This window comes from Nocardia cyriacigeorgica (assembly GCF_010868145.1).
Lineage (GTDB): Bacteria > Actinomycetota > Actinomycetes > Mycobacteriales > Mycobacteriaceae > Nocardia > Nocardia cyriacigeorgica_D.
Genome location: NZ_JAAGUY010000035.1, coordinates 17,980 through 43,878 on the forward strand (window position 1 = coordinate 17,980; position 25,899 = coordinate 43,878).

A 25,899-nucleotide genomic window follows, 5' to 3' on the forward strand; every position below is an offset into this window, starting at 1 on the left:
GCGCACCGGATGCCAGCCCGAAAGGTGATCGATACATGGCACGCACGCTGGCCGAGAAGGTATGGGAGCAGCACGTCGTCGCCCGTGGTGAAGGAGAAGGCGCCGCGCGTGAACCCGACCTGATCTACATCGACCTGCACCTGGTGCACGAAGTGACCAGCCCGCAGGCGTTCGACGGACTGCGCGCCGCCGGACGGCCGGTGCACCGCACCGACCTCACCATCGCCACCGAAGACCACAACGTCCCCACCATCGATATCGATAAGCCGATCGCCGATCCGGTATCGCGGACCCAGGTGGAAACCCTGCGGCGTAATTGCGAGGAATTCGGGGTACGCCTGCATCCGATGGGCGATCTCGATCAGGGCATCGTGCATGTGGTCGGCCCGCAGCTGGGTCTGACCCAGCCGGGAATGACGGTGGTGTGCGGCGACAGCCATACCTCCACCCACGGTGCATTCGGTGCGCTTGCCATGGGAATCGGCACCAGTGAAGTCGAGCATGTGCTGGCCACCCAGACGCTGTCGCTGCGTCCGTTCAAGACGATGGCCATCACCGTCGACGGCACGCTGGCCCCCGGTGTCACGAGCAAGGACCTGATCCTTGCCGTGATCGCCCAGATCGGTACCGGTGGCGGCCAGGGCTATGTGCTGGAGTATCGCGGCGAGGCCATCAGGAAGCTGTCGATGGAAGCGCGGATGACCATCTGCAACATGTCGATCGAGGCGGGCGCACGGGCCGGCATGATCGCGCCGGACGAGACGACCTATGAATTCCTCAAAGGTCGCCCGCACGCGCCGCAGGGGGCCGACTGGGACGCCGCAGTGGCCGCCTGGGACGCGTTGAAGACCGACGAGGGCGCGGTTTTCGACGCCGAGGTGCATATCGACGCCGACCAGCTGACCCCGTTCGTCACCTGGGGCACCAATCCCGGTCAGGGCGCGCCGCTGGGCGATCGGGTCCCCGATCCGGCCCAGATCGCCGACGAAACGGCCCGTGAGTCAGCGGAGAAAGCACTGCGATACATGGATTTGGCGCCGGGTACGCCGCTGCGCGAAGTCGCGGTCGACACCGTATTCGTCGGATCGTGCACCAACGGCAGGATCGAGGATTTGCGCGCGGTCGCCGATGTTTTGAAGGGCCGCCGGGTCGCCGAGGGTGTCCGAATGATGGTTGTACCGGGTTCTATGCGGGTGCGGGCTCAGGCGGAAAAAGAAGGACTCGGCGAGATATTCACCGCCGCGGGCGCGGAATGGCGTCAGGCCGGTTGTTCGATGTGCTTGGGAATGAATCCCGATCAGCTGTCCCCCGGCCAGCGTTGCGCGTCCACCTCGAATCGCAACTTCGAGGGCAGGCAGGGCAAGGGCGGGCGAACCCACCTGGTGTCGCCGCTGGTAGCGGCCGCCACCGCGGTGCGCGGAACGCTGTCCTCGCCTGCGGATCTGGACTGACCCGCGAGTAAGTCGCCCCGTCGAAGCCGAATCAGACTCAGGAGAATCAGATGCAAGCCTTCACCGTGCACAAGGGGATCGGGGTTCCGCTGCGCCGATCCAATGTCGATACCGATCAGATCATCCCGGCGGTCTATCTGAAGCGCGTCAGCCGAACCGGATTCGAGGACGGGCTCTTCGCGGCCTGGCGAACGGATCCGGACTTCATTCTGAACACCGAACCCTTCAATCAGGGCAGCGTGCTGGTGGCCGGTCCGGATTTCGGTACCGGATCCTCTCGTGAGCACGCGGTATGGGCACTGTCGGACTACGGCTTTCGAGTGGTCATCTCGTCGCGTTTCGCCGACATCTTCCGCGGCAATGCGGGTAAGGGCGGTCTGCTGGCCGCTCAGATGTCACAGAACGATGTCGAAATGCTCTGGAAGATGCTCGATGAACAGCCCGGACTGGAATTGGTAGTGGATCTCGAGGCGCGCACTGTGACGGCAGGAACCATCGTGTTGCCGTTCGATATTGATGACTACACAAGGTGGCGTCTGCTGGAAGGTTTGGACGACATCGGGCTGACGTTGCGGCGCAGCGAGCAGATCGACGAGTTCGAAAAAGCAAGGCCAAGTTGGAAACCCACAACCCTTCCGGCGCATATTTCGCAGACGTAATCACCTGCGGCGGTTAGCTGGGCGCCGACCGGGGCGGTAGCTGTACGTGTGCTAAACCACATGAATTTTGGCGTGGCACATAGACTCTTGCCCAAAGTGGGTTTACCGTGGTACCTAGTCGGTCCGACGACGGGCCATTAGTCTGCGGAGGATTCAATGAACAAGGCGGAACTGATCGACGTTCTGACCGAAAAGTTGGGTACTGACAGGCGCACGGCCACCGCGGCAGTCGAGCATGTGGTCGACACCATCGTGCGCGCGGTGCACAAAGGTCAAAGCGTCACCATCACCGGATTCGGAGTATTCGAACAGCGCAAGCGCGCGGCTCGCGTCGCGCGGAACCCGCGCACCGGCGAAACCGTCAAGGTGAAGCCCACTTCGGTGCCTGCGTTCCGTCCCGGCGCCCAGTTCAAGGCCGTCATTGCCGGTAAGCAAAAGCTTGCCGCCACCGGCCCTGCGGTCAAACGCGGCGTGAATGCACCGGTCGCGGCCAAGAAAGCCGCTGCGAAGAAGACGGCGGCCAAACGCACGGCCGCCAAGAAGGCGACCGCCACCAAGGCGCCCGCCAAGACCACTGCACGGAAGGCAGCGACCAAGGCGCCGGCGAAGACCACCGCGCGCAAGACGACCGCTACCAAGGCGGCTGCGAAGAAGGCGCCTGCCAAGAAGACAACGGCGGCAGCCAAGAAGACCGTCGCGAAGAAGACGACGGTCGCCAAGAAGACCGCTACCAAGGCGGCTGCGAAGAAGGCGCCTGCCAAGAAGACAACGGCGGCAGCCAAGAAGACCACCGCCAAGAAGACCGCGGCGAAGAAGGCTCCGGCCCGTCGCTCGCGCTGATCCGGCGTCAGGCGCGTAACCCAGCCCGTCGCGCGCGGACGCCCGGCACACAGGGTGGACACACCTCCACCCGCGATACCGAACGGGAAACGGCCCCGGGTGATCCCCGGGGCCGTTCGTCGTCTCTGCGGCGGTATGCGCGCGGGCGTCACTCGGTGACGGTCGGCCCCACATCGATCGACAGCGACCGATCCAGATGATCGGCAGCGACAAGTTGTCCCGCGACGAACGACAGCACCCACACACTGCCCTTACGGTTACGGGCCGGTGGCAAGGTCACGCCGTCGCGGTCGGACCACCACCGCATCAGATCGGGAATCACCTCGCCCTGGCTGCACAGCACCCGCACGGCGGTATCGGAGACCAAGGAACGGGCACGCTCACGCGCCTGCTCCGGGTCCGCGGCATAGCCGGATTCCGACAGCAGCGGCTCGATTCCGATCTCCACACCCAATTCTTCGGCCAGCGGCGCCACCGTCTGCATACAGCGCAGGGGATCGGCGGAAACGATCTCACTCGCGCCGAAAGCGCGCAGATTCGGCACCAGGGCCGCCGATTGCCTGCGTCCGGCACGTTCGAGCGGCCGCTGATCGTCCGGGCCGCTGAAACGGTCGCGGCGCCCGGCTTTCGCGTGCCGGACCACCAGTAGCGTGCTGGTTGCCGCGGGTAAGCGGGTGAATGCACGCACGACCTGCCGATCCATCGGATACGACAGTTCGTCCATCACCTGATCCAGCCGCAGCCAGATCAGCTCATCGACCTCGGTATTGGCGGCGAACGCACCCTCGATCACCTCGGCGGCCCAGTAATACACGCGCTTGAGTTTGCGGTGCCCTGGCACCGGATAGGTCACGTGGCCGAGATAGCGCCCGAGCCTGCACCGCAGGCCCGTCTCCTCGGCGACCTCACGGATCGCGGCGAGTACCGGCGTCTCACCGGGGTCGAGTTTGCCTTTGGGCAGCGACCAATCCTCGTATTTGGGGCGGTGGATCACCGCGATCTCGATGGCGCCGGAACCATCCGACGCGTACCGCCACACCACCGCTCCGGCGGCGTGGATATTGGCCTGCATCCGGGAATCCCGGAACACTCCGCCATTGGTGGCGAAACCGGTCGTCGCGCTCACTGCTGGTCCGGCCGCCGCAATCGCATCAGGTACGCCTGGTGGTCGCGGACCTGCGCGCCGTCCTCGGTGCCGGTGCGCTCGGGCCAGGCCTGCCAGCTGCCGTCCGGTTGCAGCACCCAGCACCGCGTCATCGGGTCGAGCGCGGAATCGAAGACCGAACCGAGTTGGTCGCGCAGCTTCGGATCCTTCACCTGGGCCATGACTTCCACCCGTCGGTCCAGATTGCGGTGCATCATGTCGGCGCTGCCGATCCAGTACTCGTCCTGCGCCTGGAAATGCATGATCCGCGAATGTTCGAGGAATCGACCGAGAATGGAGCGGACCTCGATGTTGTCGCTCATCCCCGGTACTCCCGGCCGCAATCCGCAGATACCGCGCACCACGACCTGAATCGGGATCCCCGCCTGAGAGGCGCGGTACAGCGCATCGATGACCTGTTCGTCGACGATCGCATTGGCCTTCAGCCGGATTCGACCTGGCTGCCCGTTCTGAGTCAGCTCGATCTCACGCTGGATTCGCTCGATGATTCCGGCGCGCACACCGGTGGGTGCAACGAGGATATTGCGATAATCGGACTTCCGGGAATATCCGGTCAGCGAGTTGAACAGATCGGTGAGGTCGGCGCCGATTTCCGGTGCGGCGGTGAGTAATCCGACGTCTTCGTATAGTCGCGCCGTCTTCGGGTTGTAGTTGCCGGTGCCGATATGGCAGTAGCGGCGGATGGTTGCGCCCTCGCGCCGGACCACCAGGCAGGTCTTGCAATGGGTTTTGAGCCCGATGAGTCCGTACACCACATGGACGCCCGCCTGCTCCAGCGTCCTGGCCCATTTGATGTTGGCCTGTTCGTCGAACCGCGCCTTGATCTCCACCAGCGCGACCACCTGCTTGCCCGCCTCGGCGGCGTCGATGAGCGCATTGACGATCGGCGAATCGCCGGAGGTGCGGTAAAGGGTCTGTTTGATCGCCAGCACCTGGGGGTCGGCAGCGGCCTGTTCGATGAATCGCTGCACGCTGGTGGAGAACGAATCGTAGGGATGGTGCACCAGCACATCGCCTTCGCGCAGTGCGGCGAAGACATTGCGGGGGGTCTCCCGTTCGCCGAACGCGGACGGGGTGGCGGGCACATAGGGCGCGTCCTTGAGGCCGGGCCGGTCCACGCCGTACACCTGCCACAGGCAGGACAGGTCGAGCAGGCCGGGCACCTGGATGACGTCGCCCGGATCGACTTCCAGCTCGCGCAGCAGTAGTTCGAGCATGTGCTCGGTCATATCGTCGGAGACCTCGAGACGCACCGGCGAACCGAACCGGCGCCGTGCGAGTTCCCGTTCGAGCGCCTGCAGCAGATCCTCGTCGCGATCCTCGTCGACCTCGAAGTCGGCATTGCGGGTGATCCGGAACGAATGGTGTTCGACTACCGACATCCCGGGGAACAGCTGATCGAGGTGCGCGGCGATGAGCGCCTCCATCGGCAGGAACGCCGCGACCGCGCCGGAGCCCGAATCGGTGCGCCGCACCCGCACGAACCGGTCGACGTTGTCGGGGACCTTGACGCGGGCGAAGTGCTCGCCGCCGGTGGTCGCGTCCTGCACCGTCACCGCGAGGTTGAGGCTGAGACCGCTGATGTAGGGAAAGGGGTGCGCCGGGTCCACCGCGAGTGGGGTGAGGACGGGGAACACCTGGTCCTGGAAGTGCGCCGAGAGCCGCCTGCGTTCGGACTCGTCGAGATCGGACCAGTCGATGATGGCGATGCCTTCGGCGGTGAGCGCGGGAAGGACATCGCCGAGGAAGGCCCTTGCGTGCCGGTCGGCGATCTCCTGGGCCCGTGCGGCGATCAGCTCGAGCTGTTCACTGGGGGAACGGCCGTCGGCCGAGCGCACCGAAAGTCCGGTCTCGGCACGACGTTTGAGGCCCGCGACGCGGACCATGTAGAACTCGTCGAGATTGGAAGCGAAGATAGCCAGGAATTTGGCACGTTCCAGTAACGGCAGCGACGCGTCTTCGGCGAGGGCCAGCACCCTGGCGTTGAAGTCGAGCCAGCTCAACTCGCGATTGAGGTAGCGATCGGCTGGCAAACGCTGTGCTGTCGAACCGGGCTGCAAAGGTGCCGCCGCAGGCGGTGGAGTAGGAAGCACCTGCTGCTGCTTGACGGTTTCGGTATCGCTCACGACAACGATCATCCCTCACAAACGGGGCGGTGTGCAGCCTGACACCGGGATTGCCACACGAATCACCTCGGTCGTGGCGACCGGCTAGCACACGTGCGGGACCGTCTCGTGAACACGACCCTGCCAGCCGATGTCACGCAATGCGGCACGGGTCGCGGAACCGGCGCCGAGAGCGATCGCGCAGTCGAGATCGGTGGCGGTGTCGACGTCCAGACGCAGGCCCGGCCAGTCACCGTCGAGGTCCAGCGCGCCCGCGGCGATATGCCTGCGGGCCGAATCCGGGCCGAATCGCGGATCCAAGGCGTGGGCCGAGGCACGGGCCAACAGGGCCGCCGTACCGCTGCCCGCGTGATCGACCACGACCGAACGGGCGTCAGCGGGTGCGGTGGCGAGCATATCGGCGAGCTCGTCCGGGCGCAGTGCGGGCAGATCCGCCTGCAGGGCCAGCACATCGACCGGCCCGTGGCGATGCCGGAGCTCATCGGCGGCGGCGCGCAATGCGGCATTGAGCCCGTCGGGGTCACCGGGTTCGCCGGGGGCAGGCATCGGTTCCGGATAGACCGCGGCGCCCAGGCGAACCGCGAGATCGGCGACCGCCGGATCCGGGGTGACCACAGTGACCGAGGCGATCTGCGGGACCGCCGACGCGGCACGCACAGTATCGGTGAACATGGCGAGCACCAGGCGCGCACGCTCACGCGGCGGCAGTCGATCGGCCAGCCTGGACTTGGCTCGGTCGAGACTCTTCACCGCGATCACGGCGTGCACGGTGTGCGAACGCATGGCACCGATCTTTCCATGGCATATTGGGCTGATGGCGAGGGTGGCAGTGCTCGGCGCGGGATCCTGGGGAACCGCGTTCGCGAAGGTGTTGGCGGATGCGGGATCGGACGTCACCATCTGGGCGCGACGGCCCGAGGTGGCCGCGGCGCTGAACACCCAGCATCGCAACCCCGACTATCTGCCCGGCGTCCAGCTGCCGCCGGTGTCGGGCACCCACGATTTCCGGGTCGCGCTCGACGGTGCCGAACTGATCGTGCTCGCTGTGCCCTCACAGTCGTTGCGCGCGAATCTCGAGGTGTTCAAGCCTGCCATCGGGCCGGATGCCACATTGCTGAGCCTGGCCAAGGGCATCGAGACCGGGACGCTGCTGCGGATGAGTCAGGTGATCTCCGAGGTCACCGGCGCGGAGTCGAGCCGTGTCGCGGTGCTGTCGGGGCCGAATCTGGCCAAGGAGATCGCCGCGGGTCAGCCCGCGGCGACCGTGGTGGCCTGCACCGATGCCGACCGGGCCGTCGCGGTCCAGCAGGCCTGTGCCACCGGATACTTCCGGCCCTACACCAATACCGACGTCATCGGCTGCGAGGTGGGCGGTGCCTGCAAGAACGTCATCGCCCTCGCCTGCGGTATCGCCGCGGGTATGGGTTTGGGCGACAACTCCATCGCCAGCCTGATCACCCGAGGACTGGCCGAGATCATCCGGCTCGGCGTCGCGCTCGGTGCGGAACCGGCCACCCTGGCCGGCTTGGCCGGTGTGGGCGATCTGGTGGCAACCTGCGCGTCGCCGCTGTCTCGCAACCGATCCTTCGGCGCCGTGCTCGGCACCGGCGGATCCATGCAGGCCGCCCAGGACGCGACTCATGGCCAGGTCGCGGAGGGTGTGAAGTCGTGCACATCGGTGCGGGCACTGGCCGCCGCGCACGATGTGGAGATGCCGCTGACCAACGCTGTGCACCAGGTCTGTCACGAGGGAATGCCGGTGCCGGAGGCGGTGGGCAAATTGCTCGGCCGGCGGATCAAACCGGAGTAGTCCGACGCGTGTACCCGGCCCGGTAACGGGTACGGTTCCGTGCATGACGAACCGGATCAGGGTGGCTGTGGTGTTCGGCGGGCGCAGCAACGAGCACGCCGTCTCGTGTGTGTCGGCCGGCGCTGTGCTGCGCAACCTCGATCCGCAGCGTTATGAAGCCGTCCCGATCGGCATCACCAGCGCGGGCACCTGGATGCTCGGCGGAGCCGATCTGTCGGCACTCGCGTTCCGCGATCACAGCCTGCCCGAGGTGGACGGCACCGGCACCGAACTGCTGCTGGCCACCGATCCGAGCCGGTCGGGCAACCTCATTCCGGTCGACGATCCCGGCGCCGCGCTCGGTGCGGTGGACGTGGTGTTCCCGGTGCTGCACGGACCTTTCGGTGAGGACGGCACGGTGCAGGGAATGCTCGAGCTCGCCGGTATCCCGTATGTCGGGCCCGGTGTCCTGGCCAGTGCGGCCGGTATGGACAAGGAATTCACCAAGAAACTGCTGGCGGCCGAGGGGCTGCCGATCGGCAGCCAGGTGGTGTTGCGGCCGCGTGATGTCACCGTCACCGAGGCGGACCGGGAACGGCTCGGGCTGCCGGTGTTCGTCAAACCCGCGCGCGGCGGGTCGTCCATCGGCATCACCAAGGTCACCGACTGGGCCGATCTGGATGCGGCCATCGCGGCCGCCCGCGCCCATGATCCGAAGGTGATCGTGGAAGCGGGCATCGTCGGACGCGAAGTCGAATGTGGTGTGCTGGAATTCCCCGACGGCCGCGTCGAGGCCAGTGTGGTCGCCGAGATCCGGATGCCCGAGGTCGACGCCGCGGCACCCGAGTTCTATGACTTCGAGACCAAATACCTCGACGACGTCTGCGAATTCGATGTGCCCGCCAAACTGGACGATGCCGTCAGCGACGAGATCCGGGCGCTGGCCGTGCGGGCGTTCCGGGCGCTGGACTGCCAGGGGCTTGCCCGCGTCGACTTCTTCGTCACCGCCGACGGTCCGGTGATCAACGAGATCAACACCATGCCCGGCTTCACCGCCATCTCGATGTACCCGCGCATGTGGGAGGCCACCGGGATCGATTACCAGGCACTGGTATCCACGCTCATCGAGACGGCCGTGGCGCGCGGCACCGGGTTGCGCTGAATCGGCGTACGCTCGACTCGTGTTGATGGCGATGACCATCCCGGGCCTTGCGTTGCTGATCATCGCCGTGGCCTCGGCGGACGTGATGTACCGGCGGATCACCGGGCGCACGGCTCTGCCCTGGATGCGGGGTGGGGAAGGCCGTGGCGTTGGTGCCATCGGACTGGAACAGTTCGATGCCGTGTTCGCCGCCGGGCGGCAGCATCAATTCGAGCAGCAGCAGTCGGTGCTGATGCACCGCGAAGCGCCGGGGGACGGTACACCGGGCGAAGCCGAGGTCGATCTGCGGTCCGGTAAAGCCGTTCTGCGCGGGGATTGAGCTAGTTCGGCAGCGGGCCCGGATCCATCTGTTGCGCGGGCAGATTCGCGGTGATCGCATCGGAGACCGCCTGTAGCGGGGTGGGCCCGGAGCCACCAGGAACGGTCAGCGCAATGTAGGTGGCGCGGTCGACGGCGAACCACGTGCTGGCATCGGCGGCGGGATCGGCGATCTCGAACCAGGCCACCTCGTTCACCATCTGAATGGGGGAGGCGCGGTTGAACTCCAGCGGGCGGTCGAGGCCGCAACGCAGCACGATCGGCTCGCCGCCGTCGGGTCGCTGCCAGGCGCGGGTGGCCGGGGGCGCGGGTTCGACCAGCGTCGACTTGGTGAAGTCGCCAAGTTCGGCGGGCAGCGCGGGTAACAGGGTCGTGCAGGCCTCGCTGTCCGCGGCAGGGGCGGGGACGGAGCCGAGGGCAAGCGGTTCGCGTTCGACGGGCATGCGGTTGGCCAGGATCGCGGCGACGAGAACGGCGATGACCAGGGCTACCGGGAGAGCTACGGCGGTCGCGATCAGTGCGGGGGGGTAGCCGGAGCCCGTCTGTTCGGGCTCGGGCTCGGTGTCATCGCCGGCGGACACCGCGGCATCGTCCTCGGAGCGCGTTGCGTCGGCTGGCTCGTCCGTCGCCGGCTCACCCGCGTCGGTCGTGGGCTTGTCGGCATCGCCCGCGGCACCCGATTCGCCGGTGTCTTCGGGTGAATCGTGGTCCGGCGTGCTCGCCATGCGCACCGATCCTTCCTTGGTCTCACGTGTTGTCGTCCCGGGCCGGGAGGCCGCGTGCCGTGTGGCATACAAAGGGATGCCGCGGCGCCGGGCGGTCACCCGATTGCCCGTGCACAGGGTACCGTCGGGGCGAATCCGGCTGGGCAGCGCGCCCGCGCCGGGCCGCACAGGTCGTGATCTCGAGAAAGGGCCGATCATCAGCAACAGCACGCCGCCGCGGACTGTGGGTGAGCTCGGTGAGTTCGCGCTGATCGAGCGCATCAACGCGGGCCGCACCCAGGCACCCGCGGTGTTGCTCGGTCCCGGCGACGATGCGGCGGTGCTTACCGCTGCGCGCGGCCGGTTCGTGGTGACCACCGACATGCTGGTGCAGGACCGCCATTTCCGGCTGGACTGGTCGAGCCCCTATGACATCGGACGCAAGGCCATCGCGCAGAACGCCGCCGACGTGGTCGCCATGGGCGCGGTGCCGACCGCGTTCGTCGTCGCGCTCGGCTGCCCGGCCGACACACCGGTCTCGGTGATCGACGGACTGGCCGACGGGCTGTGGGATGAGGCGGCGATCAGCGGCGGATCCATCGCGGGCGGGGACCTGGTGCGTGATGCGCACCTGGTCGTCTCGGTCACCGCATTCGGCGACCCGATCGGCTCGGAACCGGTACTTCGCAGCGGTGCCCGGCCCGGCGACACTATCGCGGTGGCCGGTCGGCTCGGCTGGTCGGCGGCGGGGCTGACCGCGTTGAGTGCGGGTGCGGGACGCCAGGGCCAGTTCGCCGAAGCTGTTGCCGCGCACCGGGTTCCGAAGCCGCCGTATCGGAGGGTGCTCGACGCGGTGACCGCGGGCGTGGTTCCGAACGCCCTCACCGATGTCTCCGATGGTCTGCTCGCCGACCTCGGTCACCTGGCCACCGCCTCGCAGGTCGCGATCGACCTCGACTCAGCCGCGCTGGCCGACGCCGACCTCGCCGACCTCGCCGCCGCGCTGGATGCCGATGCGGCCCAATGGGTTCTGACCGGCGGCGAGGATCATGCCTTCGCCGCAGCCTGGCCCGCAGCCACCGAGTTGCCGTCAGGGTGGATCAGGATCGGTGTGGTCAGTGCAGGTCAGGGGGTCACCGTCGATGGCGTGCGCCCGGCGGGTCGCGGGGGCTGGGAATCGTTCGCCGGGGCGGACTCGGCGCAGCGGCCCGGATCGCGATAGGTTGTCCGGTCATGGGCGCGAAACCACTGGCGGAAGTCATGGATCCGGGTTGGGCGACGGCACTGGAACCGGTGTCGGATCAGATCACTGTGATGGGCGAATTCCTGCGCGCGGAGAACGCGGCAGGACGCGGATACCTGCCCGCGGGGGAGAACGTGCTGCGCGCCTTTCAGCGTCCGTTCGACGCGGTGCGAGTGCTCATCGTCGGACAGGACCCCTACCCCACGCCCGGACATCCGATGGGGCTGAGTTTCTCCGTCGCGCCCGATGTGTCACCGGTGCCGAGGAGTCTGGCGAACATTTTCGCCGAGTACAGCAAGGATCTTGGGCATCCCACGCCATCCTGTGGTGACCTGAGCCCCTGGTCCGACCAGGGAGTGCTGCTGCTGAACCGCGTGCTGACGGTCTCGCCCGGCCAGCCTGCCTCGCACCGGGGCAAGGGGTGGGAAGTGGTCACCGAACAGGCGATCCGCGCGCTCGTCGCGCGGGATGAACCGCTGGTGGCGATTCTGTGGGGCCGCGATGCCCAAACCCTGAAGCCGGCACTGGCGGAGGCCGAGGTGCCCTATATCGAATCCGCGCACCCCTCGCCGCTCTCGGCGTCGCGCGGATTCTTCGGTTCCCGCCCGTTCTCGCGGGTGAACGAGCTGCTCGACGAGCTGGGAGCCGAACCGGTGGATTGGCGTCTGCCCTGATCGGGCGCCGATAAGAAACAAGTGAGGAGCTAGAGACATGCAGACCAGAACCGTCCGCGGCGTAGTGCGCGGCACCACCGCCACGCTGGCCGTGTGCGCCGCGATCGCCGGCGGCGCGGCGAGCGCGGGTGCGGCGCCGTTGGCGCTCGAACCGGCTACCGAGACCAGCTCCACCCAGGTCTCCGAGCAGTACACCTCATCCGGATCGTCGACGATTTCGGCGACGGTCCACGCGAAGTTCGCCTGCGTGCTCTTCACCGGAACGTTGGGCTGCTGAAACCCGTTCCAGAAATCTCTGGGGGCTCGTTCCGGCACCGCTGGGTGGCTGTGCGATCCTCAGATCGTGAGTAGTGCGAACAATCTCGTTGATCCCGTCCGGCTGCGCTTGCGTGGTTCGGGCGGGATCGAGCTCGTTGCGGACCAGTACGGGCCCGCGGACGGCCCGCTGGTGGTTTTCTTGCACGGCGGCGGGCAGACCCGGCACTCCTGGAAGCGGACCGGCGCCAAGCTGGCAGCTACCGGAATGCGGGTAGTCACTCTCGATGCGCGCGGGCACGGCGACAGTCAGTGGTCGGCCGAGCGCGACTACCGGCGCGAATCCATGGTCGACGACCTGATCGAGGTGCTCGGTCAGCTCGGCGGCCCGGCCGTGGTGGTCGGGGCGAGCATGGGCGGAATCACCGGACTGCTCGCGACCGCGGTGCCCGGCGGTACACAGATCAGCGCGCTGGTGCTGGTCGATATCGTCACCCGCCCCGAACCCGAGGGTGTGCAGCGGGTGCTCGATTTCCTCGGCAAGCATCGCGATGGCTTCGACAGCCTCGATGCGGTGGCCGATGCGGTCGCGGACTATATGCCGCATCGCCCCCGTCCGGACAACACCGACGGCCTGCGCCGCAATCTGCGCGAGCGCGACGGCCGCTGGTACTGGCATTGGGATCCGGACATGCTCGCCGACCGCGCCGAGGATCCGTCCGAGATCACCGGCCAGATGGAAGAGGTCGCCCGCACCCTCACCATTCCTGTGCTGCTGGTGCGTGGCCTGCAGTCGGATGTGGTCAGCGCCGAGGGGGCCGCGGCCTTCCAGGAACTCGTACCGCATGCGTCGATGGTCGAGATCGGCGGCGCGGCCCACACCGCGGCGGGCGACGACAATGACGCCTTCACCGACGCGGTGGCCGAATTCATCCTCGGACTCGGGGGCTGAGCGGTTCAGTCGCCGGAACTGCGCTCGGCCAGCAGCCGGGTCTGTTCCCGATGAACGTCGAAGGCCGTCTGTAGGAAGTCGAGAATCAGCGCGAGGGCGTCCTCGTCGTAGCGGGTCAGCGCCCGCGCGCCCGCTTCGGCGACCGGTCGGAACAGCTCCGCGTCCACCGCTCGCGCCGCGTCGGTGGCGGTGACGAGCACGCGCCTGCGGTTGTCCGGATCCTGTGCGCGGGTGGCGAATCCCGCGCGAACCAGTCGATCGATGACCGTTGTCGTCGCGGCCGGACTCAGCCGTAGCGCCGCGCTCAGTTCACCCGCGGCGCTCGGACCGCGGCCGAGCACGAGGTCGAGGCAGCGCATATCCGTGCGGTTGAGGCCGACGTGCGCGGCCGCCGTCTCGTCGAACGTATCGAAGCTCTGCTGAAGCAAGCGCAACTGCTGACCGATAGCGCCGATACTTTCTTGTTTCGACATTCGAATCTTTCTGTTATCATACATTTCGAGCATGGAAACGATAGCAGAGGGGATACCCGCAATGAACGAGACACTCACCCACGCTGCCGACGACACCGCCATCCTGGCGCTGTTCGAGGAGTTCAAGCAGGCCTGGACCGACAATGACGCCGCCGCGTTCGGCGCGTTGTTCACCGAGGATTCCGACTACGTCTCCTATGACGGCACCCGGGCGAGCGGACGGGCCGAACACCAGGACAACCACGACAAGCTCTTCCGCGGCGTGCTGGCAGGCTCCGCACTGGTGGGTGAGGTCGAGTCGATCCGCTACCTCACCCCCGATGTGGCGATCCTGTACGGCACCGGATCGGTGCTGATGCCGTGGCGTGCGCAGCTGCCCGAGCGCAGGCTCTCGCGCCAGACGGTGGTGCTGGTGCGCACGTCGGCGGGCTGGCTGATCAGCGCCATCCACAACGGGCGCGTGCGGCCGGTGACCATCCCGGAGCCGGACGCGTTCCCGTCGAGGATGGCGCAGCTGATGGGCCGGTGGGCCCGGCGGCTCGGATTCGGTCGTGCTCAGGCGAGCCCGCGATAGTCGGGTACGCGTTTGCCGACGAAAGCGTCGACGCCCTCGCGTCCGGCGGGGGTGCCCGCAGCCGCGGCGATGGCGTCGCGTTCGTCGTCGAGCTGATCGCTCAGCGTCGCCGTGGTCGAGCGGTTCAGCAGGGTCTTGATGCTCGCGTAGGTGCTGCGCGGGCCGTTCGCCAGGGAGGTGGCAAGGGCCACTGCTTCGTCGCGGACGGCCTCGTCGGCGACCAACCTGCTGAGGATGCCGAGCCGGACGGCCTCCTCGGCATCCAGGATCGCGTCGGTGAGCAGGATTTCCCTGGCCCGGCCGCTGCCGACGATGCGGGGCAGCGTCCACGACATGCCGCCGTCGGGGCTGAGGCCGACGCCGGGATAGGCGGGCCGCAGTGTGGTGGACGGCCCGCCGAGTGCGATATCGGTGGCGCACACCAGGCTCATGCCCGCGCCGGCCGCCCAGCCCTGGACACCCGCCACCACCGGGACGGTGGTCTCGTCGAGTGCGCGGACGAAGGCGTGCAGCTGGTCGGCGAGGTCGTAGAGGTGGGCGGAACGGTCCTCGGCGGCGGCGAAACCACGGACATTGCCGCCGGCGCAGAAGTTGGCGCCAGTGCCTGTCAACAGGACGGCCCCCACTCCGGAATCGAGGTCACGCAGGGCCGCGGTGCCCGCGGCGACTCCGGTGAAGTCCAGTGAGGTGCCGTTGGCGGCGGTGGCGATGGTGATCTGTAGGACGCCGTCGACGGTGGTTACGTACTCGGCTTCGGTGGTGGTGGCCATGGCCACGACCCTATCGCGCCCTCCGGGCGCACCATTCTGACCTCGGTGACGTTGGCGAAGTACTCGGCGCGGCTGGCCCCGTCGGGAGTGAATCCGTATTTGCGGTAGAAGGCGATCGCCCGCGGATTCTGTTCGAAGACCCAGAGCGAGCAAGGAGTCTCAGGGTTCAAGGTGGTCTGCATCAGATCGTCGGCAACGCCGGTTCCATACCATTCGGCACGGACGTAGAGGGCGTTGAGCTCGAGGTCGGTCACAGTCGGGTGGTAGAGGGCGGGCCCGAGGGTAATGAAGCCGATCACGGTGTCGTCTGCTGCGGCCACGGTGGTGCGGCCCGGATGGTCGCGCAGTCTGCGGGCCCAGATCTCGGTCCGGTGATTGATGTCGAACGCGTCGAGCACATGGTCGGGGACCAGTCCGCGGTAGGCCTCGCGCCAGCACACGATATGGCATTCGGCGAGGCCGCGGGCGTGCTCGGCGGCCGCGGGTGCGATGCGATAGAGGCGCGGCGCGATCATGACCTCATTGTGGCGCGCGAACCCGGCCGAGTGCGGACACGACCGCGCCCCGGATCACCGTGAGGTGCCGGGGCGCGGTTGCTGTACTTACAGGGTGGTGCGTCGAGCGGATCAGCCGCGAACGACCTTGCCCGCCTTCAGGCAGGAGGTGCAAACGTTCATCCGGCGGGTGTTGCCCGGCGCGACCTGCGCACGCACGGTCTGGATGTTCGGGTTCCAACGACGGTTGGTGCGCCGGTGCGAGTGCGAGACCGACTTCCCGAAGCCGGGGCCCTTGGCGCAGACGTCGCAGACGGCAGCCATAGTCGCGAACTCCTTCATGTCATAGAGGACCGCTGCATGACAACACAGCATGTCCGGAATCAATGTCGTAGTGCCTTGCCGACGTGAACCGGCGAGCGCAAGCCGAAGCGGCCGCGCGAGGCAACCCTGCAAGATTAACCGCCCGCCCCGCGATCCGCCAAACCGGTGGCCTGTCCGGGGCCGGAGCGAGGTAGTGCGCCACGTCGATGCGTGGTCGCCCGCGACAGGAGCGATGTCGGGGGATCCGGCTAACCTGGCCAGCAGTGGTATCGGGTGTCGAGGTGGTGAGAGGAGGAGCTGCGTGCCGGAATCGTGGGAGGTGAGCGGCCGCTACGCGGCCCCGAGGGCGGACGCGCTCGACGGCACGGCGCTGATGCGGTGGGGCAGGCTCTGCCTCGACGAGCTGACCAACCGGCGCGAGGAGATCAACGCCCTCAACGTCTTCCCGGTCGCCGACTCCGACACCGGCACCAACCTGCTGGCCACCATGCGCGCGGCGGTCTCGTGCGCCGAAGTGGCGGTGCTGTCGGCGCACGGCGGGGCTTTTCCCGGCGGATCGCCGAGCGGGGACGCTGCGCCGGCCACCCTGGTCGCCGCTGCGATGGCGCGCGGCGCGACGTCGGGCGCAAGGGGCAATTCCGGGATCATCCTGTCGCAGGTCCTGCGCGGAATGTCCGAGGCGACGCGCAGCGGTCCGCTCAGCGCACAGACACTGCGGCTGGCGCTGGACCGGGCCGCAGTGCTGGTGCGGGAGGCGCTGAGTGTCCCGGTGGAGGGCACCATCCTCACTGTGCTCGAGCGCGCGGCGGGCGAGGCCGCGGCATGCGTCGACTCCGAGCTGGCCGAGGTCGCGCTGGCGGCGGCCGATGGTGCGGCCAAGGCGCTCGGGGAAACCCCGTCGCAACTGACCGTGCTGCGAGCCGCCGGCGTGGTCGACGCGGGGGCGCGGGGGCTGGTGGTGTTGCTGGACTGCCTGGTCGAGGTGGTGATCGGCGAGCGGCCCGCTCGGCCGGTCTACTTGCCTGCCGGCACCGCCTACGAACTGGCGCCGGTCGCCGGTGCCGCGGCCCCGCCCCGCTACGAGGTGATGTACCGGCTCACCGGCTCCGATCCGCACCGGATCGCGGCCCTGCGGCACCGGCTCACCGAACTGGGCGATTCCGTGGTAGTCGTCGGTGACGGTGAACGCAGCTGGTCGGCGCATGTCCACTGTGTCGATGCGGGCGCCGCGGTCGAAGCCGGGCTGATGGCAGGAACGCTCGGCGGGGTGCGCGTCGAAGCGTTCGCTGTGGGCACCACCGCCGAGTCGGATCCGGACCGGCCCGGAGGGCGCGATGGTGGTGGGCGCTGTGGCGTCGGGGGAGCCGCCGAATCCGGTCCATCCGCCGCGCACGGTCCCGGTGTCGCGGGCTCATCGGCCGGCCGCGCGGACGAGACATCCTTCGACGATGCCGCCGCCGACCGGGGCATCGTGGCCGTCGCGGCAGGTGACGGTTCGATCGCGCTCTTCGAGGCTGCGGGCGCGATCGTGATCCCCGGCGAGCCGTTCGTCACCTCGGCCGCCCTGCTCGCCGCCATTCGGCGGATGCCGAACCGCGAAGTGCTCGTACTGCCCAACGGTGCCCTTGCCGCGCAGGAACTGGTTGCCGTGGGTGTGGCCGCGCGTGAGCGACATCGCGACGTGCTGCTGCTGCCGAGCGGTTCGATGGCGCAGGGGCTGGCCGCGATCGCGGTGCACGATCGTGGCCGGATCGCGGTGGACGACGCGTTCGCCATGTCCGAAGCCGCCGCGGCGACTCGTTGGGGATCGTTGCGGGCGGCTACCGAGCGTGCGTTGACCATGGTCGGCACCTGCGAACCCGGTGACGGTCTCGGGCTGGTCGGACACGACGTCATCGTCATCGACCGTGACGCGCGCGCCGCCGGGCAGACGTTACTGAACCGGATGCTCGGTCTCGGTGGTGAACTGGTCACCCTGCTGGTCGGTGCCGCGGCGCCGGAGGGGCTTGCCGAAGAACTTGCCGCGCATATCGCCGAGGATTTTCCCGGGGTGGAGGTCATCGTGTATTCCGGTGGGCAGCATGCCGATCTGATACAGATCGGAGTCGAATGACGGTGCGCGGTGCGACGGTGCGGACGAAGGCGGCGGGAACGAGGTCATGGCAACACTGAGCGATCGGCTCGACCATCTACTCGGCGCGAAAGCGGCTGCCTCGCTGGCCGACGCGTTCGATATGCAGACCGTCGAGGATCTGCTGCGGCACTATCCACTGCGCTACGCCACGCAGGGGCAGCCGCTCACCGAGGAGGCGCCCGAGGACGGTTCGCACATCACCGTCATCGGCCGGATCACCAAGGCCGAACTCAAGCCGATGCGTCAGCGTCGCGGGTCGCTGCTCAAGGTCGTGCTCGACACCGGCACGGGTAAGGGCGTCGATGTCACCTTCTTCAATGGCGACAAGGTGAAGTACGTCGTCCGCGAGGGCGCACGGGCGATGATGTCGGGCACCGTCAACTACTGGCGACCCGGTCAATGGAATCTGAGCCATCCCGGTTATCTGATTCTGCCCGAGAACGCCGATGACGAGGCCGCCCCCACACTCACTACCGTGCGCGGCGGCGGTGACCTGCGTGGTATTGCCCAGAGCGCGAAAGACGAGGGCGGGGTGGATATGTCGTTCTTCGAGCGCGAGTTCATCCCGGTCTATCCGGCGACGGCGAAGGTGCAGAGCTGGGAGATCCTCGCGTGTGTCCGACAGATACTCGATCAGCTCGACCCGATCGATGACCCACTGCCGGAACGGATCCGCGACGAGCGCGAGCTCATGGCCGTCTCGGATGCGCTGCGCCTGATCCACCTGCCCGATCACAAGCTCGATATCGAACAAGCGAAGCAGCGGCTGCGTTTCGACGAAGCGCTGGCCTTGCAACTGGTGCTGGCCGAACGTCGCCATGAGGTGTCCGGCCGGACCGCGCGCCCGTGCCCGCCACGCACCGACGGCATTGCCGCCGCGTTCGACGAGCGGCTGCCGTTCGAGCTCACCGCCGGCCAGCGGCAGGTGATCGGGGAGATCTCCGCGGATCTGTCGCGCGAGCAGCCGATGCACCGCCTGCTACAAGGTGAGGTCGGATCCGGTAAGACCATCGTCGCGCTGCACGCGATGCTGCAGGTGATCGATGCCGGTCAGCAGTGTGCGCTGCTCGCCCCCACGGAAGTGCTCGCCGCGCAGCATTATCGGTCGCTGCGCGGCATGCTCGGCGAACTCGGCCAGGCCGGTGAACTCGGCGCCGCCGACACCTCGACGCAGGTGACACTGGTGACCGGTTCGATGTCGGTCGGTACGAAACGTGCGGCGCTGCTCGCCGCGGTCACCGGCGAAGCGGGCATCGTCATCGGCACCCACGCACTGATCCAGGACGCGGTGGAGTTCTTCGATCTGGGCATGGTCGTGGTCGATGAGCAGCATCGCTTCGGTGTGGAGCAGCGAGATGCGCTGCGCGCGAAGGCGAAAGCGGGATCGACACCGCACCTGCTGGTGATGACGGCGACGCCGATTCCACGCACCATCGCCATGACCACCCTCGGCGATCTGGAGACCTCGACCCTCACAGAACTTCCGCGTGGTCGTTCACCGATAGCATCGAAGGTGGTGCCGCGCCGGATGCATCCGAACTGGGTGGAGCGCGCCTGGGAGCGGATCGCTGAGGAAGTGCGCGATGGCAGGCAGGCCTACGTCGTGTGCTCGCGCATCGGCGATGACGAAGACGGCGCACACGGCGCCAAGTCACGGGGTAAGTCCAAGGCCGCGGACGGCAAGGATGGCCCGACCACCCAGGCCGTGCTCGATGTCTTCGATCAGCTGCGAACCGGGCCCCTGTCCGAACTCCGGGTCGGGCTGCTGCACGGGCGCTTGCCGTCGGATGAAAAAGACCAGGTGATGCGCGAATTCAACGACGGCAGCATTGATGTGCTGGTCTGCACCACCGTTGTCGAGGTCGGCGTGGACGTGCCCAATGCCACCGTGATGGTGATCGTGGACGCGGACCGGTTCGGCGTCAGCCAGCTGCACCAATTGCGCGGGCGTATCGGCCGGGGCACACATCCCGGGCTGTGCCTGCTGGTCACCGACGCGGCTCCTGGTGGCCCCGCGATGACGCGGCTGGAAGCGGTCGCCGCGACCACCGACGGTTTCGAACTGGCGGTGCTCGATCTGCGGCAACGCCGCGAGGGCGATGTGCTCGGTTCCGCGCAGTCGGGCACCGCACGTTCGCTTCGGCTGCTCTCACTGCTCGATGACCTCGAAGTCATCACCGCCGCACAGGAACTCGCGCGCGAGCTGGTCGAGGAGGATCCGGGTCTGTCCCGGCATCCCGGGCTCGCGGCGATGATGCACGCCGCGGTCGACTCCGAACGCCTGGAGTACCTGGCCAAATCCTGAGTCATCCCCGCACGCGTGGATACGGCAGATCCACCGACACCTCCTCGGTGACGGCCAGCGGGCTGCCGATCTGCGGGAACGCTCGCTGCGGGCAGGCAGGTCGATCGCAGACCTTGCATCCCGCGCCGATCGGCACCGCGGTCGCGGGATCGTCGAGCTGAATGCCCTTGGAATACACCAGCCGGTCGGCGTATTCGATATCGCAGCCCAGTCCGACGGCGAAGTTCTTGGCCATGGTGCCGAAGCCCTGCGGTGCCATCATGGCGGTGCGTGCGATCCAGAAATACCTTCGCCCGTCGGGCATTTCGGACACCTGGGTGAGGATGCGGCCGGGATGCGCGAACGCCTCGTGCACCACCCAGAGCGGGCAGCTGCCGCCGACGCGGGAGAAGTGGAAGGCGGTGGCGGACTGGCGTTTCGAAATATTGCCCGCTCGATCCGTGCGGACGAAGAAGAACGGCACGCCACGCTGGCCCTGCCGTTGCAGGGTGCTGAGCCGATGACAGATGGTTTCGAAGCCGACCTCGAAACGCAGGCCGAGTAGATCGATGTCGTAGCGCAGTTCCTCGGCCGACCGAAGGAAACGTCCGTATGGCAGTACTAGTGCGCCGGCGAAATAGTTGGCCAGCCCGATCCGCGCCAGGTTGCGGGATTCGCCGGCCAGTGACGGCGCTTCGCTCAGGACTGCGTCGAGTTCGTTGCCGTAGAGCAGGAAGGCAAGGGTGGTGGCGATCTGGAAGGCACGCTGACCGGGCCGCAACCGCCTGGCCAGGGTGAGGGTGCGGCTGTCGGGGTCGTAGCGGCGTTTGGGGACCGAGGAGTCGGCGCCGTCGCCACGCACCAGCACCGTCACCCCGGCGCGCTCCTCGGCTACGCGCGCAAGCTGCCGGTCCAGCGATCCGATCGACAGACCGCATTCGTCGAACAGCCGTTCCGCGGCCAGATCGAGGCGGCCGATGTGATTGTGGTGGTCGTAGAAGAAATCGCGCACGTCCTCATACGGCATCGGCACCCCTGCCGCGCCCGCCGGAGCGGCGACCCGCGCCGAGAGCAGATCGAGCTGATCGGTGGCGGTACGCAACCGTCGGTGCATCGCCACCACCAGGCGCGCGATCTCCGGTTGCCGCGTCGCCAGTTCCTCGATCTCGGTGAGCGGGGCGCTGTCCCCGCCGGCGGCGTCGACGAGAACTTCGTGTAGATCCGATACCAGGCGGGCATCGGAGTCCGCGGCGAAGAACTGCACATCCAAGTCGAAGGTCGAGTTCAGTTTGAGCAGGACCGGGATGGTCAGCGGACGCTGGTCGCGCTCGAGCTGATTGAGATAGCTCGGCGACAGGTCCAGCGATTTCGCGAGCGCGGCCTGGGTCATTCGCCGTTCTTCGCGCAGTCGTCGCAGCCGGGCCCCGGCGTACATCTTTCGCACGGCGAGCGATCGTACTCCCATATCTTCGCAAACATCGCAAAAATGCTAGTTGTTACCCACAAAAATCCACCTGTGCAAGGTGTTTTGCCGCAGACATCGGCTGCGTAGCGTGCGAAGTACCGGAAGAGATCGCCCACAGTGCGGAGGACGCATGAAGACCAACATCGTACGCGCTCGCGGATCCGCTGAGGACTTCCCGCGCGCGGAGCATCTGGCCACCAAGATCGCCGAAGTCGCCACCGATCCGGTCGAGGTGACCGACGCGGTACGGGAGATGATCGTCAACCGGATCATCGACAACGCCGCTGTCGCGGCCGCCTCGCTGGTACGTCGTCCGGTGTCCTCGGCGCGGGTCCAGGCCTTGGCGGCCGGCTATCAGCCGCGAGCCGGTCGCGCGGGCGCGACGGTGTTCGGTCTGCCCGCCGCTCGTGTGGTGTCGCCGGAGTGGGCGGCGTGGGCCAATGGCGTCGCGGTGCGCGAACTGGACTTCCACGACACCTTCCTGGCTGCCGAGTACTCCCATCCCGGAGACAACATCCCGGCGATTCTGGCCGTCGCCCAGCACACCGGTCGCAGTGGCGCGGATCTGATCCGCGGGCTGGCCACCGGCTACGAGATCCAGATGGATCTGGTGCGCGGAATCTGTTTGCACGAGCACAAGATCGACCATGTCGCCCATCTCGGCCCGTCCGTCGCGGCCGGTCTCGGTACCCTGCTCGGGCTGGATGCCGAGACGATCTATCAGGCCATCGGCCAGGCGCTGCACACCACCACCGCGACCCGGCAGTCGCGCAAGGGCGAGATCTCCAGCTGGAAGGCCTACGCGCCCGCCTTCGCCGGGAAGATGGGTGTGGAGGCCGTCGATCGCGCGATGCGCGGCGAGGGTGCGCCCTCGCCCATCTGGGAGGGCGCCGACGGCGTCATCGCCTGGCTGCTCGGCGGACTCGATGCCGAATACCAGGTGCCACTGCCCGGCCCCGGCGAGCCGAAGCTGGCCATCCTCGACAGCTATACCAAGGAGCACTCGGCCGAGTATCAGAGTCAGGCGCCGATCGACCTGGCTCGCCGGATGCGCTCGCAGATCGGTGATCTCGACCAGATCGCCTCGATCGTGCTGCACACCAGCCACCACACCCACGTGGTGATCGGTACCGGCTCCGGTGACCCGCAGAAGTTCGACCCGCAAGCCAGCCGGGAAACCCTCGATCACTCCGTGCCCTATATCTTCGCGGTCGCGCTGCAGGACGGCACCTGGCACCACGAGCGCTCCTACGCGCCCGAACGCGCGCAGCGGCCGGACACCGTTGACCTGTGGCACAAGATCTCTACCGTCGAGGATCCGGAATGGACCCGTCGCTATCACTCCACCGACCCGAACGAGAAGGCCTTCGGCGCACGCGCGGTGGTGACCTTGAAGAGTGGCGAGACCATCACCGACGAGCTGGCCGTCGCGGATGCGCACCCGTTGGGCGCGCGGCCGTTCGCCCGCGAGCAGTACATCGAGAAGTTCACCGTGCTGGCCGAGGGCGTGCTCGACGCCGCGGAGCGGCGTCGCTTCCTCGACGTGGCGCAGCGGGCGCCGGAACTGGCCGCCGGCGAGCTGGACCAGCTGACGTTCACCGTGTCCGATCAAGTGCTCGCGGCCGCGCCAACCATCCCCGAAGGTGTGTTCTGATGAGCGGGCTCATTGCCGCGGCGACGAGCGCGGCCGATAAGCGAATCGCTCTGCGGGCCGGTTTGGCCTCGAACCGGATCCAGCGGATGCCGGGTGCGTTCAATCCGCTGGTCGCCAAGCTGATTCAGGAACTCGGATTCGAAGGCGTCTACGTGTCGGGCGCGGTCGTCTCGGCGGAGCTCGCGCTGCCCGATATCGGGCTGACCACGGTGACGGAGGTGGCCGGGCGCGGACAACAGATTGCCCGCGTCACCGATCTGCCGGTACTGATCGACGCTGATACCGGGTTCGGTGAACCGATGAACGCCGCCCGCACGGTGACGCTGCTCGAAGACGCGGGCCTGGCCGCCTGCCATATCGAGGACCAGGTGAATCCGAAGCGGTGCGGGCATCTCGACGGCAAGGCGGTGGTCGAGCGCGACGAGATGGTGCGCAGGCTGCGTGCTGCCGTGTCGGCGCGACGCGATCCGAACTTCGTCATCTGCGCTCGCACCGATGCGCGCGGCATCGAGGGGTTGGACGCGGCCATCGACCGGGCCAAGGCCTACGCGGATGCGGGCGCCGACCTGATTTTCACCGAAGCACTGGCCGACGAAGGCGAATTCGCGAAGTTCCGTGCGACGGTGGATATTCCGTTGCTGGCGAATATGACCGAATTCGGCAAATCCGAACTGATCTCGGCAGGCACGCTCGAAGAGATCGGCTTCAACGCCGTCATCTATCCCGTGACGACCTTGCGGCTGGCGATGTTCGCCGCCGAACGCGGATTGCGTGAGATCGCCGCCACCGGAACCCAGTCCGGGCTGTTGGACACCATGCAGCACCGCTCGCGACTCTACGAACTGCTGGACTACCAGCGCTACAACGATTTCGATTCCGGAATTTTCAATTTCACCGTGAGTGAGTGATCGATATGACCGAGATCAAGAAGGGGCTGGCGGGCGTGGTGGTGGACACCACCAGCATCTCGAAGGTGGTGCCCGCAACCAATTCGCTGACCTATCGCGGCTACGCCGTCCAGGATCTGTCGCGGCTGTGTTCGTTCGAGGAGGTGGCCTATCTGCTCTGGTACGGCGAGCTCCCGAATGCGGGACAGCTCGAACTGCTGTGCCAGCGCGAGCGCGCGCAGCGGCGGGCCGACCGTTCGATTCTGTCGCTGGTGCAGAAGATGCCCGACAGCTGCCATCCGATGGATGTGGTGCGCACCGTGGTCAGCTACCTCGGATCCGAGGATCCGGTGGAGGACCTTACCGGCGCCGCGGACGAGAAGGCATTGCTGGCCACGGCGTTGCGGCTGACCGCTGTGCTACCCACCGTGATCGCCGCCGATATGCGCCGCAGGCGTGGTCTGGAACCGATTGCGCCGCATTCCCATATGGGGTTCGCGGAGAACTTCCTCCACATGTGCTTCGGGACGGTGCCCGATCAGCGGATCGTCAAGGCGTTCGAGATCTCACTCATCCTGTACGCCGAGCACAGTTTCAATGCCTCGACCTTCGCGGCGAGGGTGGTCACCTCCACCCAGTCCGATATCTACAGTGCGGTGACCGCGGCGATCGGTGCGTTGAAGGGGCCGCTGCACGGTGGCGCCAACGAGGCCGTCATGCACGCGATGCTCGAGATCGGTGATCCCGACCTGGCCGCGGAATGGCTGCGCACCAAACTGGCGAACAAACAGAAGGTGATGGGTTTCGGCCACCGCGTCTACAAGAACGGCGACTCCCGCGTCCCCACCATGAAAGCCGCGCTCGATGACGTGGCCGAGGTGACCGGCGAGCGCCGGTGGCTGCGCATGTACACCGAACTCGAACGCACCATGGCCGAAGCCACCGGCATCAAACCCAACCTGGATTTCCCGGCAGGCCCCGCCTACCACCTGATGGGCTTCGACATCGAGATGTTCACCCCCATCTTCGTCATGAGCCGCATTACCGGCTGGACGGCTCACATCATCGAACAGACCCAATCCAACGCTCTCATCCGCCCGCTGTCGGAATACGTCGGCGTCGAGCAACGCGAACTCGTCGTCGCCTGAGACGATTCACCCGGACCGGCCGTGCGTGCTGCCTGTGCAGCGCGGCGGCCGGTCCTACTCATTTCACGGAGCCCGCCACAGTTCGGCAGTATGCGGCGTGTCGTGCGGTGTGTTGAAAGTTCTCCCGAGAACTGGGAACCGAATCGTCGCGTGGGTCGTCCAACCTGGCGAAACGATGACTGTGATGTGTGAGGAGGGGTAGTCGCATGGAGCGGAATCAAGGGTGCCGGGCGCTGTGGCGTGGGGTGGTGGCGCCGGAGTCGCGGGAGCGGCCGGTGTTGCGGGTGGCGCGGCGGTGTCAGGGGTGTGCAGTTGATGGGTGGGAAATGCGGAGCTGGGCCGCGCATGTGAGGG

25 protein-coding genes are annotated in these 25,899 nt (G+C 67.2%); 16 read left to right on the forward strand and 9 right to left on the reverse strand.

Annotated elements, in window-relative coordinates; all coding sequences use genetic code 11:
* Positions 1-35 precede the first annotated feature (35 nt).
* The 3 genes from leuC to GV792_RS26380 all read left to right on the forward strand — a co-directional run bounded on the left by leuC (position 36) and on the right by GV792_RS26380 (position 2,950).
* On the forward strand, positions 36-1,451 hold the full coding sequence (gene leuC, locus GV792_RS26370; RefSeq protein ID WP_163827561.1) for a 3-isopropylmalate dehydratase large subunit: 1,416 nt from the start codon (positions 36-38) through the stop codon (positions 1,449-1,451).
* Positions 1,452-1,501: 50 nt separating this feature from the next.
* Positions 1,502-2,110 (forward strand): 3-isopropylmalate dehydratase small subunit, encoded by a 609-nt coding sequence (gene leuD / locus GV792_RS26375; RefSeq protein WP_163827563.1) that lies wholly within the window; start codon positions 1,502-1,504, stop codon positions 2,108-2,110.
* Between the two features lie 156 nt (positions 2,111-2,266).
* Complete coding sequence (locus tag GV792_RS26380) at positions 2,267-2,950, forward strand: HU family DNA-binding protein (RefSeq protein WP_163827565.1); 684 nt, start codon at positions 2,267-2,269, stop codon at positions 2,948-2,950.
* Between the two features lie 148 nt (positions 2,951-3,098).
* Here the strand turns inward: GV792_RS26380 and GV792_RS26385 are convergent, their stop codons facing one another.
* From GV792_RS26385 to cofC, 3 genes are all read right to left on the reverse strand, one after another.
* Positions 3,099-4,022, reverse strand: a complete 924-nt coding sequence (locus GV792_RS26385; RefSeq protein WP_163827603.1) for an NUDIX hydrolase — start codon at positions 4,020-4,022, stop codon at positions 3,099-3,101.
* 50 nt (positions 4,023-4,072) lie between these two features.
* Positions 4,073-6,253: an RNA degradosome polyphosphate kinase gene (locus GV792_RS26390; protein ID WP_163827567.1), complete on the reverse strand. Its 2,181-nt coding sequence runs from the start codon at positions 6,251-6,253 to the stop codon at positions 4,073-4,075.
* Between the two features lie 72 nt (positions 6,254-6,325).
* Entirely contained in the window at positions 6,326-7,024 is a 699-nt protein-coding gene (cofC, locus tag GV792_RS26395; RefSeq protein WP_163827569.1) for a 2-phospho-L-lactate guanylyltransferase, read from the reverse strand.
* Between the two features lie 31 nt (positions 7,025-7,055).
* Here cofC and GV792_RS26400 point away from each other — a divergent pair, with 31 nt between their 5' ends.
* Genes GV792_RS26400 through GV792_RS26410 form a run of 3 tightly spaced genes read left to right on the forward strand, consistent with a single transcriptional unit; the run spans position 7,056 to position 9,511 of the window.
* Positions 7,056-8,051 (forward strand): NAD(P)H-dependent glycerol-3-phosphate dehydrogenase, encoded by a 996-nt coding sequence (locus GV792_RS26400; protein ID WP_163827571.1) that lies wholly within the window; start codon positions 7,056-7,058, stop codon positions 8,049-8,051.
* 43 nt (positions 8,052-8,094) lie between these two features.
* Positions 8,095-9,192, forward strand: coding sequence for a D-alanine--D-alanine ligase family protein (locus GV792_RS26405; RefSeq protein ID WP_163827573.1), 1,098 nt, complete (start codon positions 8,095-8,097; stop codon positions 9,190-9,192).
* Positions 9,193-9,217: 25 nt separating this feature from the next.
* Positions 9,218-9,511, forward strand: a complete 294-nt coding sequence (locus GV792_RS26410; protein WP_256668387.1) for a DUF6191 domain-containing protein — start codon at positions 9,218-9,220, stop codon at positions 9,509-9,511.
* A gap of 1 nt (position 9,512) precedes the next feature.
* On the opposite strand, the gene GV792_RS26415 is transcribed toward GV792_RS26410, so the two are convergent.
* Entirely contained in the window at positions 9,513-10,235 is a 723-nt protein-coding gene (locus GV792_RS26415) for a DUF3515 domain-containing protein (protein ID WP_256668388.1), read from the reverse strand.
* A 223-nt stretch (positions 10,236-10,458) separates the two neighbouring features.
* On the opposite strand from GV792_RS26415, the gene GV792_RS26420 reads away from it, so the two are divergent.
* The 4 genes from GV792_RS26420 to GV792_RS26435 all read left to right on the forward strand — a co-directional run bounded on the left by GV792_RS26420 (position 10,459) and on the right by GV792_RS26435 (position 13,338).
* Positions 10,459-11,436, forward strand: a complete 978-nt coding sequence (locus tag GV792_RS26420) for a thiamine-phosphate kinase (RefSeq protein WP_175583043.1) — start codon at positions 10,459-10,461, stop codon at positions 11,434-11,436.
* 11 nt (positions 11,437-11,447) lie between these two features.
* A complete protein-coding gene (locus GV792_RS26425; RefSeq protein WP_163827577.1) occupies positions 11,448-12,131 on the forward strand; it encodes a uracil-DNA glycosylase in 684 nt (227 codons plus the stop codon).
* 37 nt (positions 12,132-12,168) lie between these two features.
* Positions 12,169-12,408 carry a hypothetical protein gene (locus GV792_RS26430; RefSeq protein WP_163827579.1) on the forward strand — a complete coding sequence of 80 codons (240 nt, stop codon included), beginning with the start codon at positions 12,169-12,171 and terminating at the stop codon, positions 12,406-12,408.
* A gap of 66 nt (positions 12,409-12,474) precedes the next feature.
* Positions 12,475-13,338, forward strand: coding sequence for an alpha/beta fold hydrolase (locus GV792_RS26435; RefSeq protein WP_163827581.1), 864 nt, complete (start codon positions 12,475-12,477; stop codon positions 13,336-13,338).
* Between the two features lie 5 nt (positions 13,339-13,343).
* On the opposite strand, the gene GV792_RS26440 is transcribed toward GV792_RS26435, so the two are convergent.
* A complete protein-coding gene (locus tag GV792_RS26440) occupies positions 13,344-13,811 on the reverse strand; it encodes a MarR family winged helix-turn-helix transcriptional regulator (RefSeq protein WP_163827584.1) in 468 nt (155 codons plus the stop codon).
* Positions 13,812-13,872: 61 nt separating this feature from the next.
* On the opposite strand from GV792_RS26440, the gene GV792_RS26445 reads away from it, so the two are divergent.
* Positions 13,873-14,385, forward strand: a complete 513-nt coding sequence (locus GV792_RS26445; RefSeq protein WP_163827586.1) for an SgcJ/EcaC family oxidoreductase — start codon at positions 13,873-13,875, stop codon at positions 14,383-14,385.
* Here GV792_RS26445 and GV792_RS26450 read toward each other — a convergent pair.
* From GV792_RS26450 to rpmB, 3 genes are all read right to left on the reverse strand, one after another.
* Complete coding sequence (locus GV792_RS26450; protein ID WP_163827588.1) at positions 14,367-15,155, reverse strand: enoyl-CoA hydratase/isomerase family protein; 789 nt, start codon at positions 15,153-15,155, stop codon at positions 14,367-14,369. The genes GV792_RS26445 and GV792_RS26450 overlap by 19 nt on opposite strands.
* A complete protein-coding gene (locus tag GV792_RS26455) occupies positions 15,125-15,670 on the reverse strand; it encodes a GNAT family N-acetyltransferase (RefSeq protein ID WP_163827590.1) in 546 nt (181 codons plus the stop codon). Before GV792_RS26455 ends, GV792_RS26450 begins: the two co-directional genes overlap by 31 nt.
* Before the next feature lie 111 nt (positions 15,671-15,781).
* The gene (gene rpmB / locus GV792_RS26460; protein WP_011210730.1) at positions 15,782-15,973 is read right to left on the reverse strand and encodes a 50S ribosomal protein L28; all 192 of its coding nucleotides are present in this window, start codon (positions 15,971-15,973) and stop codon (positions 15,782-15,784) included.
* 373 nt (positions 15,974-16,346) lie between these two features.
* On the opposite strand from rpmB, the gene GV792_RS26465 reads away from it, so the two are divergent.
* Positions 16,347-18,086 (forward strand): DAK2 domain-containing protein, encoded by a 1,740-nt coding sequence (locus GV792_RS26465; protein WP_163827610.1) that lies wholly within the window; start codon positions 16,347-16,349, stop codon positions 18,084-18,086.
* Between the two features lie 46 nt (positions 18,087-18,132).
* On the forward strand, positions 18,133-20,412 hold the full coding sequence (gene recG / locus GV792_RS26470) for an ATP-dependent DNA helicase RecG (protein WP_163827592.1): 2,280 nt from the start codon (positions 18,133-18,135) through the stop codon (positions 20,410-20,412).
* A 1-nt stretch (position 20,413) separates the two neighbouring features.
* Here recG and GV792_RS26475 read toward each other — a convergent pair whose 3' ends face one another.
* Positions 20,414-21,835 (reverse strand): short-chain fatty acyl-CoA regulator family protein, encoded by a 1,422-nt coding sequence (locus GV792_RS26475; protein ID WP_175583040.1) that lies wholly within the window; start codon positions 21,833-21,835, stop codon positions 20,414-20,416.
* A 151-nt stretch (positions 21,836-21,986) separates the two neighbouring features.
* Between GV792_RS26475 and GV792_RS26480 the strand changes: the two genes are divergently transcribed.
* Genes GV792_RS26480 through GV792_RS26490 form a run of 3 tightly spaced genes read left to right on the forward strand, consistent with a single transcriptional unit; the run spans position 21,987 to position 25,545 of the window.
* Complete coding sequence (locus GV792_RS26480) at positions 21,987-23,510, forward strand: MmgE/PrpD family protein (RefSeq protein ID WP_163827595.1); 1,524 nt, start codon at positions 21,987-21,989, stop codon at positions 23,508-23,510.
* Positions 23,510-24,418 carry a methylisocitrate lyase gene (gene prpB / locus GV792_RS26485; protein ID WP_163827597.1) on the forward strand — a complete coding sequence of 303 codons (909 nt, stop codon included), beginning with the start codon at positions 23,510-23,512 and terminating at the stop codon, positions 24,416-24,418. Before GV792_RS26480 ends, prpB begins: the two co-directional genes overlap by 1 nt.
* A 5-nt stretch (positions 24,419-24,423) precedes the next feature.
* Positions 24,424-25,545 carry a bifunctional 2-methylcitrate synthase/citrate synthase gene (locus GV792_RS26490; RefSeq protein ID WP_163827614.1) on the forward strand — a complete coding sequence of 374 codons (1,122 nt, stop codon included), beginning with the start codon at positions 24,424-24,426 and terminating at the stop codon, positions 25,543-25,545.
* Positions 25,546-25,899: the final 354 nt, after the last annotated feature.

Excerpts from the sequence above, each read along its gene's own strand:
- cofC (WP_163827569.1), bottom strand. The coding sequence starts at position 7,024 with ATGCGTTCGCACACCGTGCACGCCGTGATCGCGGTGAAGAGTCTCGAC.
- GV792_RS26405 (WP_163827573.1), top strand. The coding sequence starts at position 8,095 with ATGACGAACCGGATCAGGGTGGCTGTGGTGTTCGGCGGGCGCAGCAAC.
- leuC (WP_163827561.1), top strand. The coding sequence starts at position 36 with ATGGCACGCACGCTGGCCGAGAAGGTATGGGAGCAGCACGTCGTCGCC.
- GV792_RS26380 (WP_163827565.1), top strand. The coding sequence starts at position 2,267 with ATGAACAAGGCGGAACTGATCGACGTTCTGACCGAAAAGTTGGGTACT.
- prpB (WP_163827597.1), top strand. The coding sequence starts at position 23,510 with ATGAGCGGGCTCATTGCCGCGGCGACGAGCGCGGCCGATAAGCGAATC.
- recG (WP_163827592.1), top strand. The coding sequence starts at position 18,133 with ATGGCAACACTGAGCGATCGGCTCGACCATCTACTCGGCGCGAAAGCG.
- GV792_RS26440 (WP_163827584.1), bottom strand. The coding sequence starts at position 13,811 with ATGTCGAAACAAGAAAGTATCGGCGCTATCGGTCAGCAGTTGCGCTTG.
- GV792_RS26400 (WP_163827571.1), top strand. The coding sequence starts at position 7,056 with ATGGCGAGGGTGGCAGTGCTCGGCGCGGGATCCTGGGGAACCGCGTTC.
- GV792_RS26465 (WP_163827610.1), top strand. The coding sequence starts at position 16,347 with ATGCGGTGGGGCAGGCTCTGCCTCGACGAGCTGACCAACCGGCGCGAG.
- rpmB (WP_011210730.1), bottom strand. The coding sequence starts at position 15,973 with ATGGCTGCCGTCTGCGACGTCTGCGCCAAGGGCCCCGGCTTCGGGAAG.
- leuD (WP_163827563.1), top strand. The coding sequence starts at position 1,502 with ATGCAAGCCTTCACCGTGCACAAGGGGATCGGGGTTCCGCTGCGCCGA.
- GV792_RS26410 (WP_256668387.1), top strand. The coding sequence starts at position 9,218 with ATGGCGATGACCATCCCGGGCCTTGCGTTGCTGATCATCGCCGTGGCC.
- GV792_RS26415 (WP_256668388.1), bottom strand. The coding sequence starts at position 10,235 with ATGGCGAGCACGCCGGACCACGATTCACCCGAAGACACCGGCGAATCG.
- GV792_RS26450 (WP_163827588.1), bottom strand. The coding sequence starts at position 15,155 with ATGGCCACCACCACCGAAGCCGAGTACGTAACCACCGTCGACGGCGTC.
- GV792_RS26425 (WP_163827577.1), top strand. The coding sequence starts at position 11,448 with ATGGGCGCGAAACCACTGGCGGAAGTCATGGATCCGGGTTGGGCGACG.
- GV792_RS26490 (WP_163827614.1), top strand. The coding sequence starts at position 24,424 with ATGACCGAGATCAAGAAGGGGCTGGCGGGCGTGGTGGTGGACACCACC.
- GV792_RS26445 (WP_163827586.1), top strand. The coding sequence starts at position 13,873 with ATGAACGAGACACTCACCCACGCTGCCGACGACACCGCCATCCTGGCG.
- GV792_RS26480 (WP_163827595.1), top strand. The coding sequence starts at position 21,987 with ATGAAGACCAACATCGTACGCGCTCGCGGATCCGCTGAGGACTTCCCG.
- GV792_RS26385 (WP_163827603.1), bottom strand. The coding sequence starts at position 4,022 with ATGCAGGCCAATATCCACGCCGCCGGAGCGGTGGTGTGGCGGTACGCG.
- GV792_RS26390 (WP_163827567.1), bottom strand. The coding sequence starts at position 6,253 with ATGATCGTTGTCGTGAGCGATACCGAAACCGTCAAGCAGCAGCAGGTG.
- GV792_RS26430 (WP_163827579.1), top strand. The coding sequence starts at position 12,169 with ATGCAGACCAGAACCGTCCGCGGCGTAGTGCGCGGCACCACCGCCACG.
- GV792_RS26455 (WP_163827590.1), bottom strand. The coding sequence starts at position 15,670 with ATGATCGCGCCGCGCCTCTATCGCATCGCACCCGCGGCCGCCGAGCAC.